The organism is Micromonospora sp. NPDC006431, from assembly GCF_042870725.1.
Taxonomy (GTDB): Bacteria; Actinomycetota; Actinomycetes; order Mycobacteriales; family Micromonosporaceae; genus Micromonospora.
The window spans coordinates 41,286-56,922 of sequence record NZ_JBIAHQ010000019.1 but is presented as its reverse complement, the minus strand read 5'-3'; the positions used below and the strand labels follow the sequence as shown (position 1 = coordinate 56,922).

14 protein-coding genes are annotated in these 15,637 nt (G+C 70.9%); 6 read left to right on the top strand and 8 right to left on the bottom strand.

Annotated elements, in window-relative coordinates; translation table 11 throughout:
• Positions 1 to 171: 171 nt before the first annotated feature.
• A complete protein-coding gene (locus ACFYM6_RS26895) occupies positions 172 to 3,177 on the top strand; it encodes a family 16 glycoside hydrolase (RefSeq protein WP_387279882.1) in 3,006 nt (1,001 codons plus the stop codon).
• A gap of 209 nt (positions 3,178 to 3,386) precedes the next feature.
• Here ACFYM6_RS26895 and ACFYM6_RS26890 read toward each other — a convergent pair whose 3' ends face one another.
• The 3 genes from ACFYM6_RS26890 to ACFYM6_RS26880 all read right to left on the bottom strand — a co-directional run bounded on the left by ACFYM6_RS26890 (position 3,387) and on the right by ACFYM6_RS26880 (position 6,342).
• A complete protein-coding gene (locus tag ACFYM6_RS26890) occupies positions 3,387 to 4,358 on the bottom strand; it encodes a hypothetical protein (RefSeq protein ID WP_387279880.1) in 972 nt (323 codons plus the stop codon).
• Between the two features lie 180 nt (positions 4,359 to 4,538).
• A complete protein-coding gene (locus ACFYM6_RS26885) occupies positions 4,539 to 5,291 on the bottom strand; it encodes a class I SAM-dependent DNA methyltransferase (protein ID WP_387279878.1) in 753 nt (250 codons plus the stop codon).
• Positions 5,292 to 5,331: 40 nt separating this feature from the next.
• A complete protein-coding gene (locus tag ACFYM6_RS26880) occupies positions 5,332 to 6,342 on the bottom strand; it encodes a serine hydrolase domain-containing protein (RefSeq protein ID WP_387279876.1) in 1,011 nt (336 codons plus the stop codon).
• A gap of 116 nt (positions 6,343 to 6,458) precedes the next feature.
• Between ACFYM6_RS26880 and ACFYM6_RS26875 the strand changes: the two genes are divergently transcribed.
• The 5 genes from ACFYM6_RS26875 to ACFYM6_RS26855 all read left to right on the top strand — a co-directional run bounded on the left by ACFYM6_RS26875 (position 6,459) and on the right by ACFYM6_RS26855 (position 10,998).
• On the top strand, positions 6,459 to 7,115 hold the full coding sequence (locus ACFYM6_RS26875) for an MFS transporter (protein WP_387279874.1): 657 nt from the start codon (positions 6,459 to 6,461) through the stop codon (positions 7,113 to 7,115).
• 137 nt (positions 7,116 to 7,252) lie between these two features.
• Entirely contained in the window at positions 7,253 to 8,197 is a 945-nt protein-coding gene (locus tag ACFYM6_RS26870; protein WP_387279872.1) for an RNA polymerase sigma-70 factor, read from the top strand.
• A 93-nt stretch (positions 8,198 to 8,290) separates the two neighbouring features.
• Positions 8,291 to 9,487 (top strand): NAD(P)/FAD-dependent oxidoreductase, encoded by a 1,197-nt coding sequence (locus ACFYM6_RS26865; RefSeq protein WP_387279870.1) that lies wholly within the window; start codon positions 8,291 to 8,293, stop codon positions 9,485 to 9,487.
• A 106-nt stretch (positions 9,488 to 9,593) separates the two neighbouring features.
• Positions 9,594 to 10,055: a GNAT family N-acetyltransferase gene (locus tag ACFYM6_RS26860; RefSeq protein ID WP_387279868.1), complete on the top strand. Its 462-nt coding sequence runs from the start codon at positions 9,594 to 9,596 to the stop codon at positions 10,053 to 10,055.
• Between the two features lie 166 nt (positions 10,056 to 10,221).
• A complete protein-coding gene (locus ACFYM6_RS26855; protein WP_387279866.1) occupies positions 10,222 to 10,998 on the top strand; it encodes an alpha/beta fold hydrolase in 777 nt (258 codons plus the stop codon).
• Between the two features lie 47 nt (positions 10,999 to 11,045).
• Here the strand turns inward: ACFYM6_RS26855 and ACFYM6_RS26850 are convergent, their stop codons facing one another.
• From ACFYM6_RS26850 to ACFYM6_RS26830, 5 genes are read right to left on the bottom strand one after another with little or no spacing between them, the layout of a single operon-like run.
• Positions 11,046 to 11,984, bottom strand: coding sequence for a PfkB family carbohydrate kinase (locus ACFYM6_RS26850; protein ID WP_387279864.1), 939 nt, complete (start codon positions 11,982 to 11,984; stop codon positions 11,046 to 11,048).
• A complete protein-coding gene (locus ACFYM6_RS26845; RefSeq protein WP_387279862.1) occupies positions 11,981 to 13,513 on the bottom strand; it encodes a purine-cytosine permease family protein in 1,533 nt (510 codons plus the stop codon). Before ACFYM6_RS26845 ends, ACFYM6_RS26850 begins: the two co-directional genes overlap by 4 nt.
• A 30-nt stretch (positions 13,514 to 13,543) precedes the next feature.
• A complete protein-coding gene (locus ACFYM6_RS26840; protein ID WP_387279861.1) occupies positions 13,544 to 14,569 on the bottom strand; it encodes an ADP-ribosylglycohydrolase family protein in 1,026 nt (341 codons plus the stop codon).
• Complete coding sequence (locus ACFYM6_RS26835) at positions 14,566 to 15,285, bottom strand: GntR family transcriptional regulator (protein ID WP_387279859.1); 720 nt, start codon at positions 15,283 to 15,285, stop codon at positions 14,566 to 14,568. Before ACFYM6_RS26835 ends, ACFYM6_RS26840 begins: the two co-directional genes overlap by 4 nt.
• A gap of 53 nt (positions 15,286 to 15,338) precedes the next feature.
• Entirely contained in the window at positions 15,339 to 15,596 is a 258-nt protein-coding gene (locus ACFYM6_RS26830) for a hypothetical protein (protein ID WP_387279857.1), read from the bottom strand.
• Positions 15,597 to 15,637 lie beyond the last annotated feature (41 nt).

The following is a 15,637-nucleotide window of genomic DNA, read 5'->3' as shown; positions in this document are numbered from 1 at the left end:
CACTGAGCGGCGGCTTTCATTCATCCATTTGAAAGTTGAGCTATTTAGATCTAAAGATTAGAGTGTCGCCATCGATCTTTTGTGTTGCGCGCTCGTACTGGCCGGTCCAGGGGAGGAAAGTCGCACGGATCCTTCCCGGCCGGGCTCCGCCGCCACCCACCAGGAGGAACCATGACCGCACCGAACCGCTGGCGCCGGCGCCGCCGAGCCGCGCTCGCGGCCGCTGGTGCCGCTCTGGCGACCCTGCTCGCCGCAGTCCCCGTCACCTCGGCCACGGCCGCACCCGTCACCGCCGATGTCCCGCCGCAGGAGCCGGGCGTCACCCTGCGCTCGTACGACATGGGCACCCCGCTGTCGGCGCTGTGCACCCTCAAGCCCGCACAGACGCCGAACGTCGACAAGCTCATGCCGCAGATCAACTGGACCACCACGGGCGAGTTCGGCCTGTCCGACCGATTCATCAGCCACGTCATCGCCAACCTCACCGTGCCCACCGACGGGGACTACGCCTTCCGGCTCACCAGCGACGACGGGTCGCGCCTGACGATCGACGACCAGCTCGTCGTCGACCACGACGGCCTGCACGGCGAGACCTCCAAGGAAGGGTCGGTCAGCTTGAGCGCCGGCCTGCACCCGCTGTTCGTCGAGTTCTTCGAGAACGGCGGCGGCCAGGTGTTGCGGCTCGAGTGGCGGCCTCCTGGCGCAAGCGGCTTCCAGCTCGTGCCGACCTCCGCACTGAGCACCGACGCCGGCGTCGTGCGCGTCACCGCCCCAGGCTGGAAGTACTGCGAGGGCGCAACCGACTCGGCCGGCGACGGCCTGCCCCTCGACCGGGTGCACCCTAGCTACAGCCTCACCGACCTGCGTCCCGAGGGCTTCCGGCCGCAGGTCACCGGCATGGCCTTCCTGCCCGATGGCGACCTGGTGATCTCGACCTGGGGCGGCACGGACAACGCGACCGGCGAGGTCTACGTGGTCGGGGGCGTCACCGGAAAGACCGGCCCCGAGCAGGTGACCTACCGCAAGTTCGCGGCGGGGCTGCGGGAGCCCCAGGGCGTGGCGGTGGTCGACGGCACCGTCTACGTCAGCCAGAAGCACGAGCTGACGGCCCTGCGCGACACCGACAACGATGGCGTCGCGGATGACTACCGGACCGTTGCGACCTGGCCGTGGGGCCGCAACTTCCACGAGTTCGCGTTCGGCCTGCTCTACCGGGACGGGTACTTCTATCTCAACCTGTCGGTCGCCATCAACCTGGGTGGCGCCACCACGGTGCCCCAGCCCGCGCCGAACCGCGGCACCTCGATCAAGGTGAACGCCGCGACCGGCGAGATCACGTACGTCGCCGGCGGGCTGCGCACCCCCAACGGGATCGGGTGGGGCCCGAAGGGCGAGGTCTTCGTCACCGACAACCAGGGTGGCTGGCTGCCCGCGTCCAAGCTGGTCAAAATCCAGGACGGCGCCTTCTACAACCACTACACGACGCCGGCCGGGCCGTACGACGACAAGCCGGTGACGCGCCCCATCGTCTGGCTCCCGCAGAACGAGATCGGTAACTCACCGTCCACCCCCGTGCTGCTGAAGCAGGGCCCGTACGCGGGGCAGCTGGTCGTCGGCGATGTGACCTACGGCGGCCTGCAGCGCGTGTTCCTCGAGGAGATCGAGGGGCAGTACCAGGGCGCGGTGTTCCGGCACACGCAGGGCCTGGAATCCGGCATCAACGAGGTGGCCCTCGGCCCCGACGGCGCGCTCTACGTGGGTGGCCTGGGCGCCGGCGGTAACTGGGGCCAGGAGGGCAAGCTCACCTACGGCCTGCAGAAGCTCACGCCCAACGGCACCTCGACCTTCGAGGTCAAGGAGATGCGCGCCTCGCACGTCGGGTTCGAGCTGGAATACACCAAGCCACTGTCCGCCGAGACCGCCGCGGACCTCGCCGACGCGTACCAGGTGACGCAGTGGCGCTACGGTGCCACGAGCCAGTACGGCGGGCCCAAGCTCGAGTTGGAGACGCTCAAGGTGACCAAGGCCGAGCTGTCGGCCGACCGCCGCACGGTCAAGCTGCACATCCCCGGTCGGAAGGAAAACCGCGTGGTGCACGTGCGCTCCCCGCGCCCGTTCTCCTCCGCCGACGGCGAGGAGCTGTGGAACACCGAAGCCTGGTACACGCTCAACGAGATCCCGGGCCGCGTGGTGCAGCCGCAGACGTTCTTCGAGGCCGAGGAAGGCCGCACGGTCGGGGTCGGCATGGCCACCGACCACGCCGCCTACTCCGGCGCAGGCTTCGCCGCGGGCTTTGCTCAGAACGGCTCGTCGACCAGCATTTCGGTCGATGTCCGGGCGAGCGGGACGTACGACCTGGCGATGCGCTACAGCAACGGCCCGAACCCCTACTCGGGTGAGAAACAGCTGAGCCTGTATGTCAACGGCAAACGGGTGGAGCAGAGGGTCTTCCCCTCGACGGTGACCTGGGAGGAGTGGGGAACAGTCACCACCACCGTCCCCCTGAACAAGGGCCGCAATGTGGTCGAGTACCGCAAGGAGGCCGCGGACTCCGGGCACGTGAACCTCGACGTGCTCGCCGTCCGGCCGCACGGCGAGCGCATCACGCTGTTCAACGGTGGCGACCTCACCGAGTGGCAGCACACCGACGGGCGGGAACCCCAATGGCCGGTCGCCGGCGGCGCCATGACCGTCCGGAACGGAGACCTCCGCACGGTACAGGCTTTCGGTGACTTCCGCCTGCACGTCGAGTTCAACCTGCCGCTGTACCCGCCGGACGTGACCGGTCAGGCACGCGCCAACAGCGGCGTGTTCCTGCAGGACCGCTACGAGATCCAGGTGCTGGACTCGTTCGGCATCGACCCGCCGCGGACCAACGACGCTGCGGCCATCTACAACCAGAAGGCCCCCGACGTCAACGCGGCGCTGCCGCCCCAGACCTGGCAGACGTACGACATCCTCTACCGGCAGGCCCGCTACGACGCGGCCGGCAAGAAGGTCGAGAATGCCCGCGTCACCGTGGTGTGGAACGGCGTCACGGTGCACAACGACGTCGAGATCCTCGGTCCGACCGGCAGCAGCCGGCCCGAGGGCCCGGCGGCCGGCGCCATCCGGCTGCAGGACCATGGCAACCCGGTCCAGTACCGGAACATCTGGATCGAGCCGCTTGACCGGTAGGTCCGCCAGCGGTCAGCACGCGGGCGGCCGGGTTCGCCGACCCGGCCGCCCGCGTGGCGGCTGACGAAGCAGACTGCAGCTCGTGACCCGGGCCCGGGTCAGGACGGCCCTTCCGGCTCGGGGAGCGGTGTCGACGATGCCCGCGGCGGGGCGAGGACCAGCACTGCGGGCCACCCGCCGGCGCTCCCGAGCAGTGGTGGCCCGGAGGGTCAGTGGAAGGCGACGTTGTACAGGCGTGCCTTGTAGAACTCCGCCCCGTACGACAGGGAGCGGGTGAACGACCTGGCCCCCGCGGAGTCGAAGAACTGCACGGTCGGGCTGACCCAGTTCCGGTTGTCCCCGTGGTACGTCGCCCCGGTGGCCTGCACCCAGCACCGCTCGCCCGAGCTGTGCTGCGAGTACGACTTCACCGAGTTGTCCGGATAGCTCTGGGTCACGGCGTACGTGGTCTTGTCGATGGTCATCACCTTGCTGCCGTCCGTGGCCAGCATCAGGTTGCTGTCGGCGTAGCTGGCGTCCAGGCTGTGCCCCAGATGGGCACCGATCGAGATCGACCGGGACAGCGACAGCCGTGTGCTGCGGTAGGTGCCGGACACGGTGTAGATCCGGGCGTAGTCCTGGCCGATCGCCCACAGCTTGCCGGAGACGTCGTCCCACCAGACGCCGTGGGCGCCGGGGAAGGAGATCGTCTGGACCAGCGCCAGCGTGCTCGGGTCGCTCACCGCGGTGGGGCCGTAGAGATAGAGGTATCCGCCGGAGGACGCCACCACGATCGCCCCGATGTTCGGGATGCGCTCGATCGCGTGCGGGTTGTTGCCCGGCGTGGCGTACCAGAGGAGGTCGTTGAGCTCCTGCGCCGCCTCGGTGGTCTTGTTCACGATGCCGACCTTGCCGCCGGACGCCGTGACCAGGGCGACCACGCCGAACGCCGACGTGTTGCGGAACTTGACGTCGGAGAGGTTCGACCAGCCGTTCGCGGTGCCTGGGCTGAAGCTCCACTTCAGCGTCGAACTGCTCCAGGCCGAGCCGGACGGATAGATCTGGATCTGGTTGTGATACTGCTCGCAGACGGCCACGTCGTAGGTGGCGTACGCCTGCGCGGGCGCCTCGCCGAGCAGCGCGGCGGCCGGAGCGGCGGCCGCGGCTGCGGCTGCGGCCTTGAAGATCGCTCTTCTACGCAAAACATCCTCCCCGTGGTCCTGAATGGACCAGTCAGGTGGATGCTAACCCCCATCGATTGGTGGTGTCGGCGGTCACCCGGCTCGACCCACGACCGCACCGCCGCCGCCACCACAGCATCATCGACGCGCCCACTACCGCTGAGGCGATGACCTTCGTGGGCGGCTCCGCAGCCCGGGCGCTCAGCCCACGGCCCCGGTGCCGGGCTTGCGCCAGACCGACACGTGGCTCTCGCTGTCAGACGTGAAGGGCGCCCCGTCCCAGCCCGCCACCCGCTGCTCCAGCGTCAAGCCGGCCAGCCGTGCCATGAGGTCGCACTCGGCGGGCCAGATGTAGCGGAAGTTGCTGTAGCCGTAGCGCATGGTCCCATCGTTCAGCCGCCGGTAGTGGTGAGACGTTCCCCGCTGCGTGACCATGTCGTAGGTGTCGAAGCCGGCGTGCCGGTCGGTCACCTCGAACGGCACCGCCGACTGCCCCGGGGGGAACCGCCGGATGCCCGGCACCCACAGTTCGACGACGAAGCGACCGCCCGGCGACAGGTGCCGGGCAGCATTGCGGAAGCACTGCACCTGCTCGTCCTGCGTGCACAGGTTGCCGATGCTGTTCCACACGACGTACACGAGTGAGAACTGGCCGGGGACGGTCGCCGTGGCCATGTCGCCGATGACGACCGGCAACTGCTCCGCGGGCACCTTGCGCCGCAGTCGGTTGACCATCGGCTCCGACAGTTCGATGCCGGTCACGGAGATGCCGCGGGCGGCGAGCGGGATGGCCACCCGACCCGTGCCGATCGCGAACTCAAGCGCGGGGCCGGAACCCGCCAGCCGGGCGAGGAAGTCCACGGCGGGGTCGAGCACCTCAGGTGCAAACATCTCGGCCGAGAGGTCGTCGTACCGCTCCGCGGTGTCCTCGTCCCACAGGTCGCTGCTCGTCACGGGCCGAGCCTGCTCGCCTCCCTGCGCGCACGCCACCTGTTTACCGCAAGGGCGGCGTGCGCCCGTCACCCAGCGCCGGCAGGATGACCCGCTCCAGCAGCGTCACCGGAGTCCGCCACTGGTCGGGGTCGTCGTAGTTGCCGGCGGTGATGGCCACGGCGAGATCCAGGTCGGGCAGGACGATCAGGCGTTGGCCGCCGTTGCCCATCCCGGCCACCAGCCGGTGGCCTGCCATGGTCTCGACGTACCACTGGTAGCCGTACTGGCCGCCCCAGTCGGTCTGCAGGCGGGGCTGCAGCATCGTGTGGATCCACCCGGCGGGGACGATCTGCTGACCGGCCCACGCTCCCTCGGCGAGCACCAGTTCGCCGATTCTGGCCAGGTCGCGCGGTGCGAGCCGCAGCCCGGACGCGGCCGAGGCCACCCCGTCCGCGCCGGTCATCCACTCGAAGCTGTGGATGCCGAGTGGCGCGAACAGCGCCTCTCGCCCGTACTGCGGCAGCGGCTGTCCGGTCCCGGCGGTGATCAGCCGGCCAAGCAGCGCCGCGGCGCCGCCGCAGTAGGACCAGCGCGCGCCGGGTGGCTCGAGGATCGGCCGCTCCAGCACGTACCGGTACCGGTCCGGCGCCAGTTCCATCGCGATTTCGGCGTTGGCCGGGTTGTCGTACGGGAGGTCTTCGCGCCATTCCAGGCCGAGGGACATGGTCAGCGCGTGCTCGACGGTGAGCCGGGCCCGTTCGGGGTCGGCCGCCAGATCGGCGTACTCCTGGAACTGGCGCAGGAGCGGCTCTGCGGGGTGGGGGACGCTGCCCTGGCCGAGCGCGATGCCGTACAGCAGCGCGGTCACGCTCTTGGTGACCGACCGGACGTCGTGCAGGGTCTCGGGTCCGAACTCGACGACGCCCAGCGATGTGCCCCAGTTGAAGTCCTCGCCTGCGCCGTAGTACGCCAGCAGGGTCTCGCCACCACGGACCGCCACGACCGCGTGGAGGCCCTCAACCTTCCCGGCCCGGCGCGTTTCGTGCAGGCGCTCGCACAACTCGGTCGTCATGGACCCTCCTCGGCGGGGTGACACCGTCCTTACGGGATACCACGGTGCTCATCATCGTTCGGTCAACCCCCAGTACGGTTACCTGCCGCAGAGGCCGCGCCCGTATATTCACTGGGGTGAACCTGCCCTTCCCCGGCACCACCACCCAGATTCCCCCGTACCGCCCACGCCCCAGCGTCCGCCCGGCCTGGCTGCTGATCGGGCCGACACTCGCCGCGTCGCTGGGTGCCTTCCTGCTCGCCGTCACCGTCGGGCCGGAAAAGGCCGCGATCCAACGGGAGATGCATCTGCCGGCCTCGGTGATCCCCTGGGTCTTCGTCGCCTACCTGCTGGCGGCGCTACTGGCGGTTCCGGTCGGCGCTCTGCTCGGCCGGCGGTGGCCGACTGCGGTCGCGCTGCCTGCGATCGTGCTGCTGGTGCCCGGATCGCTGCTGACCGCGCTGGCCCCGGGGAGCGGAACGCTGCTGCTCGGCCGCGCGGTGACCGGGGTCGGGGCCGGTCTGGCCTGGGGCGTCACGGCCGTGCTGATCACGCAGGTGGGGGCACGGCGCGGGTTGATGGTGCCACTCGTCGCCGGCGCGGTGGTGCTGGCCTTGGGTCTCGGACCCGTGGCTGGGGCGTTTCTGGGGCGGTCGCTCGGTTGGCGGTGGCCTTTCCTGGCGGCCGTGCCGTTCGAGGTGGTGGCGTTGCTGGTCACCGCGGTGAGCGGGATCATCGTGCTGATGCGGCGCGCGTCCCAGCCGGCTCAGCCTCCGGCCGCACCGTTGGCCTGACGAAACGGGCGGCGCAGGGCAGCCCAGCCGCACCGGCGGCGAGCCCTACTACGTCCGCGAGGTCGAACCGCGCGGCGAACGGCGAGGGCCCCATCGTGGCGGCGGACGATTCGCGCCGCGCGACCTAGGATCGGGCCATGCCCTTGACCCCGGACGACGTCGACCGGTTCGAGGCCGCCAGGCCGCGCATGGAAGCCATCGCCTACCGTCTCCTCGGCTCCGCCACGGAGGCCGAGGACGCTGTGCAGGAGACATTCCTACGCTGGCAGGCCGCCGACGTCGACCGCATCGAGGTCCCCGAGGCCTGGCTGACGAAGGTCCTCACCAACCTGTGCCTCAACCAGCTCACCTCCGCCCGGGCGCGCCGCGAGACCTACGTGGGTCAATGGCTTCCCGAGCCGCTGCTCGCCGGGGACCCGATGCTCGGCCCGGCCGACACCGCCGAACAGCGCGAATCGGTCTCGTACGCGGTCCTCACCCTCATGGAGCGCCTCGCTCCCAACGAGCGGGCGGTGTACGTGCTCCGGGAGGCCTTCGACTACCCGCACCGGGAGATCGCCGAGATCCTCGACATCACCGAGGCCGCCAGCCAGCAGATCTTCCACCGCGCCAAGAAGCACGTCGCGGACGGCAAGGCCCGCACCGAGATCGACGAGGCCGCCGCTCGGCGGATCGTCGAGGAGTTCCTGACGGCCGCCACCAGCGGCCAGACCGAGCCGCTCGTGCGCCTGCTCACCGAAGACGCCATCTCGATCGGCGACGGCGGCGGGAAGGTCCCGGCCCGCGCCAAGGCGTTCGAGGGGGCCGCCGCGGTCGCGAAGTTCCTGCGGGGGCTGTTCAAACCCGGCGAGGCCAAGCGCGCCATCGTCGGCGGCGCGCCCGAGGTCTACGCCTGGACCGCCAACGGCGACCCCGCCGTCGTGGCCGTCCTGGACGGCCGGGTCGTCGGCGTCATGTGCCTGGAGGTCACCGCCGAGGGCATCGCCGCATTCCGCAACCAGGTCAACCCCGACAAGCTGGAACGCGCGACCGTGCACTGGGCGGCCGCCGACCACGGGGAACCCCTGTTCAATGCCTTCTGACCGCCAAGTGAGGTGCTTCACATCGCCTTCCTGTCAGGAAACGGCGGGCCGCCCGGTTCAAGGGGCAAGCCCGCGCAAGACAGGAGCAAGAAAATGCAGCACCGCATCATCGTCCTCGGAGCCGGCTACACCGGAGCCATCGCCGCCGGCCGCCTCGCCAAGCGGCTCCGCCGCGAGGACGTCGCCATCACCCTCGTCAACGCAGAGCCCGACTTCGTCGAACGCGTCCGCATGCACCAGCTGGCGGCCGGCCAGGACCTCAAACCCCGGCCATTCAGCAAAATGTTCGCAGGCACCGGCGTCGAACTGAGGCTCGCCAAGGTCACCGGCGTCGACGTCGACCGCAGGACCGTCGCCGTCACTGACACGAACGGCGCCGCAGAACTCGCCTACGACACGCTCGTCTACGCCCTCGGCAGCGGCTGGAACACCCAAGGCGTCCCCGGGACCGCCGAGCACGCCTATGAGATCGCCAGCCGCCCCGGAGCACTCCGGCTGCGCGAGCGCCTGGCCCGCCTCGACGCCGGGCAGACCGTGGTCGTCGTCGGCGGCGGCCTCACCGGCCTGGAGGCCGCCACCGAGATCGCCGAGGCCCGCCCGGACCTCAAGGTCGCCGTCGCCGCCCACGGCGGCCTCGGCGACTGGCTCTCGGCCAAGGGCCGCGAGCACCTCCGGAAGGTCTTCGGCAAGCTCGGGATCACCGTGTACGAGCGCGCCGCCGTCACCGGCGTCGACGCCGACCGCGTCGACATCGCCGACGGCAGGGCCATCCCGGCCGCGGTCACCGTGTGGACCACCGGCTTCGCGGTCCACCCGATCGCGAAGGCGACCGCCCTGGAGGTCACCGGTACCGGCCAGATCGTGGTCGACGGGACCATGCGTTCGGTTTCGCACCCCGACGTGTACGCCGTCGGGGACGCGGCCTGTGCGCTGGGACCGGGCAACAAGCCGCTGCGGATGTCGTGCGCTTCGGGTACCCCAGCCGCATGGCAGGCCGCCGACGCGATCGCCGCGCGCCTGACCGGCGGGAAGCTCCCCAACGTGCCGATCCGCTACTTCAACCAGTGCATCTCACTGGGCCGCAGGGATGGCTTGATCCAGTACGTCACCGCCGACGACCGCGCCGTGCCGGCGGTCCTGACCGGACGGCTCGCCGCCGTCTACAAGGAGCTGGTCTGCAAGGGTGCCGCCTGGGGCGTCGCCAACCCGATGCTCGGGCTGCCGACCCGGCGCCGCCGGGTCACCGCGGAGCGGGCCGCGGCGGGCCCGGCCGCCAGTGTGCTGGCGTAGCGCACGAAGCGAAGCGGACGCCCTCGTCGCGAGGCGCCCGCTTCGCTGTCGGTGGTCGTCACTCGCACGAAACGTAATTGCAACAGGGTCTCGACAACATGCCACCATGCACCTGAGCATCGAGCGTGCCGACTTCGCTGACCCCAACCTGGGTGCGTTCCTTCGGGCGCATCTTGACGACCTCGCGCCCACAGCCCCGGTGGAGAGTCGGCACGCACTGGACCTCCGTCGGCTGCAGGCACCAGACGTCCGCCTCTGGGTGGCGTCCGTTGGCGACGAGATTGTCGGGACTGGCGCTCTCGCGGCACTGGAGCCGGGTCATGAGGAACTCAAGAGCATGCGGACGGATCCGACGCGACGAGGCCAGGGAATCGCGACTCGGCTCCTCGATCATCTGCTGCGGGATGCCCGTGGGCGCCACATTCGCCGGATCTCCCTGGAGACCGGCAGCATGGATTTCTTCGCCCCGGCGAGAGCGCTGTATGCCAAGGCAGGGTTCGTCTTCTGCTCCCCATTCGGTTCTTACCGGGAGGATCCCAACAGCGTCTTCATGACGAAGCCCCTCTAGAAAGGTCCCCGCGCCAATTTTCGGCGACTACCGCGAGGCGGCCAACGACTCCTCGCAGAATGGACCGGTGCCGGTGGAAAACGTGATCGGCGTCGTCAAGTTCTGAGTCGACATCATTTACGAGCGGGACGGGCGGGCACATGCGGGGAAGGGCCGTGAGACTGCCATGAGCTCTGCCCGATCATCGTCAGAGCGGCTGTACTTCACCGAGTACGGATCGGGGTCGCCGCTCCTGCTCGTGCACGGCTTGATGGTCACCGGCCAGATGTTCGAGCCGGTGATAGAGCATTTCGCCGCCCGTCATCGCGTGATCGTTCCCGACCTGCGCGGCCACGGGCGGAGTCGGGGACTTCCGCCGCCGTACGCGGCCACGCAGCTGGCAGCTGACCTGTCGCAGGTGCTCGACCAGCTGGGCATCGAGTCCACCGCCGTGCTCGGCTACTCGCAGGGCGGTGCGATCGCTCAACAGCTGGTCCTCGACTTTCCCAACCGGTGCGACCGCCTCGTACTCGCCTGCACCTTCGCGTTCAACATGGCGACCTTGCGGGAACAGGTCGAGGGCCGCCTGCTGCCGCTGGTGCTCCAGCTCCTCGGCATGCGGCTGTCGGCGAGGTTGATCGTTTCACCGGCGGCGCTGCAGCTCGGTAGGGAACGTGCCGACTGGCTCGCGGGGCTCATCGCGGACCAGGACCGCAGGTTGATGGCGTCCGCCTGGAAGGAGACGATGGCGTTCGACAGCAGGCGGCGGCTGGGGGAGATCGCTTGTCCGACGCTCGTGATCGCCGCCTCGGATGATCAAGCGGTGCCGATCCACCACGCGAGGATGCTCCACGCGGGCATCGCCGGTGCGGAGCTGGTGGTCATCGGCGCTGCCGGCCACGCGCTCATCTGGACGCACACCGAAGAGTTCGAGCGGGTGACCGACAGCTTCCTCGGGGCCTGACCGGCCGGGGTGCCGGGCACCGGTCGCGGCGGTGCCCGGCACGGCGGTCACCCGCTCGAGCGCCCCGCCAGCAACTCGTCGACCTCCACGGCGGTGGGGGCGGTCGCGGGCCCGTGCCGCGTGACGGCCAGCGCCGCGGCGGCGTTGGCACGACGTACGGCCTGGACCGGGTCGAGACCGCTCACGAGGGCGGCGACGAAGGCACCCACGTGGGCGTCCCCGGCGCCGTTGGTGTCCACCACGGTCACCGGGAAGGCCGGCACGCGCACGGACCGGTCGTCGGTGGCGAGGACGGCGCCCTGCGGCCCGGTACGGACCACCACGCCGGCGCGCCCGGTGCGCGCCGCCAGCGACGCGGCGGCCGCCTCCGGATCGGCGTGCTCGGTGAGGATCCGCGCCTCCCGTTCGTTGCAACTCCACCAGTCGGCACGTTCGTAGACGGACGCCAGGACGGACCCGGGTATCTCGGCGACCAGCGGACCGGGGTCGACGATGACGGTGACCTCCGGGGCGACCGTCGGCAGCCAGGCTGCCAGCGCCGGACCGTTGGACGGGTAGGCCAGGCTGTATCCGGAGACGTACACGACGTCGCCGGGGCTCAGGGCGATTCGGGCCAGGTCCGCCGACCCGAGCCGCGCCTCCGCGCCGACGCTGGTGGCGAACGTGCGCTCGCCGGCCGGGTCGATCAGCGCGACGCTGAACCCGGTGTCGAGCTCCGGTAGCGCCGGCTGCACGAGCTCGACGCCGGCCTGGGCCAACTGCGCGCGGGCCAGATCGCCGAACGGCCCAATGCCGTGCATCCCGGCGTACGCCACGGGCAGTCCCTGGCGGGCGGCGCTCGCCATGACGTTGAGCCCGCCCCCGGCGGTGATCCGGCTGCCGGAGGCGAGCACGTCCCCGCCGACCTCCGGCAGCCGCGGCAGGTACATCACCACGTCGATGACGACGTTCCCGGTGTGCACCAGCCGGGCCGGCCGCCCGGTCACCGCCGGGCCTCCGCGACGGTCCGGTCGCCGGCGGGCGCGTTCCCCTCCGGCGGGGTGGGTCGGGTCCGCCCCGCCTCGCCGCCGCGCCGGCCGCCCGGCACGGCGAGCAGCAGGTACAGGGCACCGGCGACGACGAAGGCCGCGACCCAACCGAGGCCGTTCGTGCCCAGCCAGGAGTCCGCGAGCGGGCCGCTGAACCAGACGTCGTCCGCCGAGGTCGAGGCCGTGGTGAAGAGCAGACCGAAGACGGTGCCGGCCAGCCACGGCAGGAGGGCCGCCCAGCGGACCCCGCCCCGGTACCAGTAGGCGCTGGTGCGGGTGGTGTCCATCAGCCCACGCGGGTCGTACTCCCGCCGGCGGAGCATGTCGGCCAGGAACACCGCGACCCACGCGGTGATCGGCACGGCGAGCAGCGAGATGAAGGTGATGAACGGCCCGTAGAAGTTGCCGGCGATCAGCATGAAGTAGATCCCACCGGCCAGCGTGAGCACGATGTCCAGGCCCACGGCCATCACCCGGCGGGTCCGGATGCCGAGGGTGATCATGGTCAGGCCGGCGGAGTAGACCGAGAGGTTGTTGGAGAGCAGCAGACCGCCGAACGCAGCGAGCAGGTACGGCACCGCCATCCAGGACGGAAGCATCACCTGGATCGCCGAGACGGGGTCGCTGGCGGAGGCCAGGTGGCCGTCGCCGGCCGAGAGCAGGCCACCCAACCCGATGAGCAGGAACAGCGGGATCCCGGCGCCGGCCGAGGCGGCCGCGACGATCCGGCCGCCTGAGACGTTCCGGTGCTGGTAGCGGGCCATGTCGGCACCGGCGTTCGCCCAGCCGATGCCGGTGCCGGCGGCGATCACGCCGATCCCGGCGATGACGACGCTCAGCGGGGCGGCCGGGGCGTCAAGTACGGCCTGCCAGTTCACCCGCGTGATCAGGAACGCGGCGACCACGACGTTCAGCGCGCCGAGGACGTACGTCGCCCACTGCTGGATCCAGACCAGTGTGGCGTGTCCGAGGCCCGAGACGACCAGGGTGAGCGCCACGAAGGCGAGCAGGCAGATCACCGTCAGCACGGGGTTCGCCGTGAGCCCGAACGCGATGTTCAGCAACGCCAGCAGCGCGTACGCGGCGGTGGTCGTGTTGACCGTCTCCCAGCCGACCCGGGACAGCCACGAGACCACCGTCGGCCCGTGGTTGCCGCGGGGGCCGAAGACCGCGCGGGACAGCGTCATGCTGGGCGCGCCGCCCCACTTCCCGGCCACGCTGATCAGGCCGACGAGGGCGAAGGAGCCGAAGGATCCGATCGCGGCCACCAGCAGCGCCTGCCAGATGTTCATGCCGCGCAGCGCGACCAGGGTGGCACCGAGCGGCAGCCCCAGGATGGAGATGTTGGCCGCGAACCAGACCCAGAAGAGCTGGCCCGGCCGGCCCGTGCGCTCGGTGGGGGGCACCGGTTCGATGCCTCTGGTCTCGATGGCGCCGACCCGGTTGGTGTCGGCCGGGATCGTGCCGGCCGGTTCCGTCGTGGACATCGTCATCCTGCCTTTCCCTGCGTACCGGCGTCAGCTGGGCTGACGGAGGGCGAGCAGGCGGGTCGCCAGGTCTGCCAATGGCAGGTGGTTGGTTTTCTCGATCGTTTCCAGCGCGGTGTCCGGGAAGGACGCGACACCGTGGCCGGCGCCGGCGATGGCGCCGACCATGGCGGCGATCGTGTCGGTGTCGCCGCCGAGACCCGCGGCCAGCAGGCAGGCCTGCCACGGGTCGTCGGGGTGCACGGCGAGCACCGCGAAGGCCGCCGGAACGGACTCCTGGGTCGCCACACTCGTCCCGACCAGGCGGTAGATCAGGTCGGCCGCCGCCTCCGGCGTCCGTCCCACGACCAGGTCGGCGGCCCACGCGATCCGGGCCGAGATGTCCGCCGCCGCCACCCAGTGGCCCCGCCCCGCGGCGAGCTGCGCCGCCCGTACGGCGGTCGCGGTCGCGGTCGCGGTGTCCGCGCCGTCCAGGCCGGCGCTGACTGCGGCGGCGACGGCGGCGGCGCCGGCCAGGGCGACGCCGGTGTTGTGGGTGACCCAGCTCGCCTCGACGACCCGGTCGACGAGCCGGTCCAGGTCGGTTGCGGGTACGGCGACGCCTACCGGGGCGATCCGCATCGCCGCCCCGTTGGTCGTCCCGAACCGGCCGGCTTCCTCGAGCGGGCGGCCGGCGGCCACGGCGGCAACCGCGGCCCGGGTCGACGGGCCGAGCAGGTCCAGCGAGCCGCGTCGGCGCATGTCGTCCTCCCACGCGAGCAGCTCCCGGGCGAGACGATGCCCGTCGATGCGGCCCCGGCCGTCGAGAAGGAGCCGCCCGAGCAGCAGTGCCTGCTCGGTGTCGTCCGTCACCGTCCCGGCGGGCATGCCGGGCGCGATCGGCTGGTCCGCCGGCCCCGGCTCGAAACCGGTCAACCGGCCGTAGCGGGCGACGATCTGCTCTCGCGGCATGGACTGGGTCGGCATGCCGAGCGCGTCACCGACGGCGAGCCCGGTCAGGGCGGCGACGGCCCGCGATTCGCGCGTCGCGGCCCGAGCCGGTGTCGACGTACTCATTCCGACGCCTCCCCGAAGCGCAGGTGCAGCCGGAACCGTGCCGGGTCCAGCAGGCTCTCCACGTGCTCGACGAATTCACCGCGCGCGTCCCGGCTCAGCCGCCGGGTGCGCAGGAAGAGCTTGCCGGCGGCGCAGTCGAGCAGTTGGGCGTCGGGCGGTGCGACCTCGGCCAGTTCCACCCACTCCTCGCCCTGCGTCGGAATGAGGCCGGCCGCGCGCAGCGCTGTGTACAGGGACCCGGTGAGGCCGCGTTCGGGCAGGTCGCGCAACGGGCCGACGGCCGGGATCCGGCTCCGCTCGATCGAGATGGCCGAGCCTCCGTCGAGCGACCGGAGCCGGTCGACGGCGACGCATTCGGCGGACGGCAGATCGAACCGCTCCGCCAGCTCGGGCTCGTGGACCAGCTCGAGACGCAGGACGCGTACCGTTGTCGGGACGCCCTGCTCCGCCAGGGCGCGGGACCAGCCCAGCCGGTCGTCGATCGTCCGGCCGTCGAAGGTCACGAACGACCCCTTGCCGGAGCGGGTCTCGATCAGCCCGCGCCGGCTGAGTTCGGTGAGGGCCTGACGGACGGTGTTCCGGCTTACATCGAACCGGATCGCGAGCGCGTGCTCGCCGGGCAGTTGGGTGCCGCGGGCGAGCCGGCCACCTCGGATCTCCCGGGCGAGCTGTTCGACGACCCGCTCGTGCTTGAGCTTGAGCACCTGTCCAAACATGTTCAGAAGGCTAGCTCTGAGCTGGGTCTTCGGCAACAACCCGCACTCTGGCGCTAAGGGTGCCCAGCGCGGTGGTCAGCCGTCGAGGCGGGTGCCGATGGCCTGCAGTGGTTCCGTGCGGCGATGACGGAGTCCTGCCGGCAGATCGTGCGCAGGACGTAGGGCATGAGGGCACCGTGCCGGTAGCAGGTGGCCTCCCGCGCGGTGTCCAGGCGCACCGTCACGTCGAAGACCGTGTCGTCGGCGGTGACGGTGACCCTGGCGGGGATCCGTCCGTCGGCGGTGGCCGCCCCGGCCAGGAGGCCCAGCATCCCGCAGGGTGACGACGACCTCGCGCTTGGCCCGGATGATC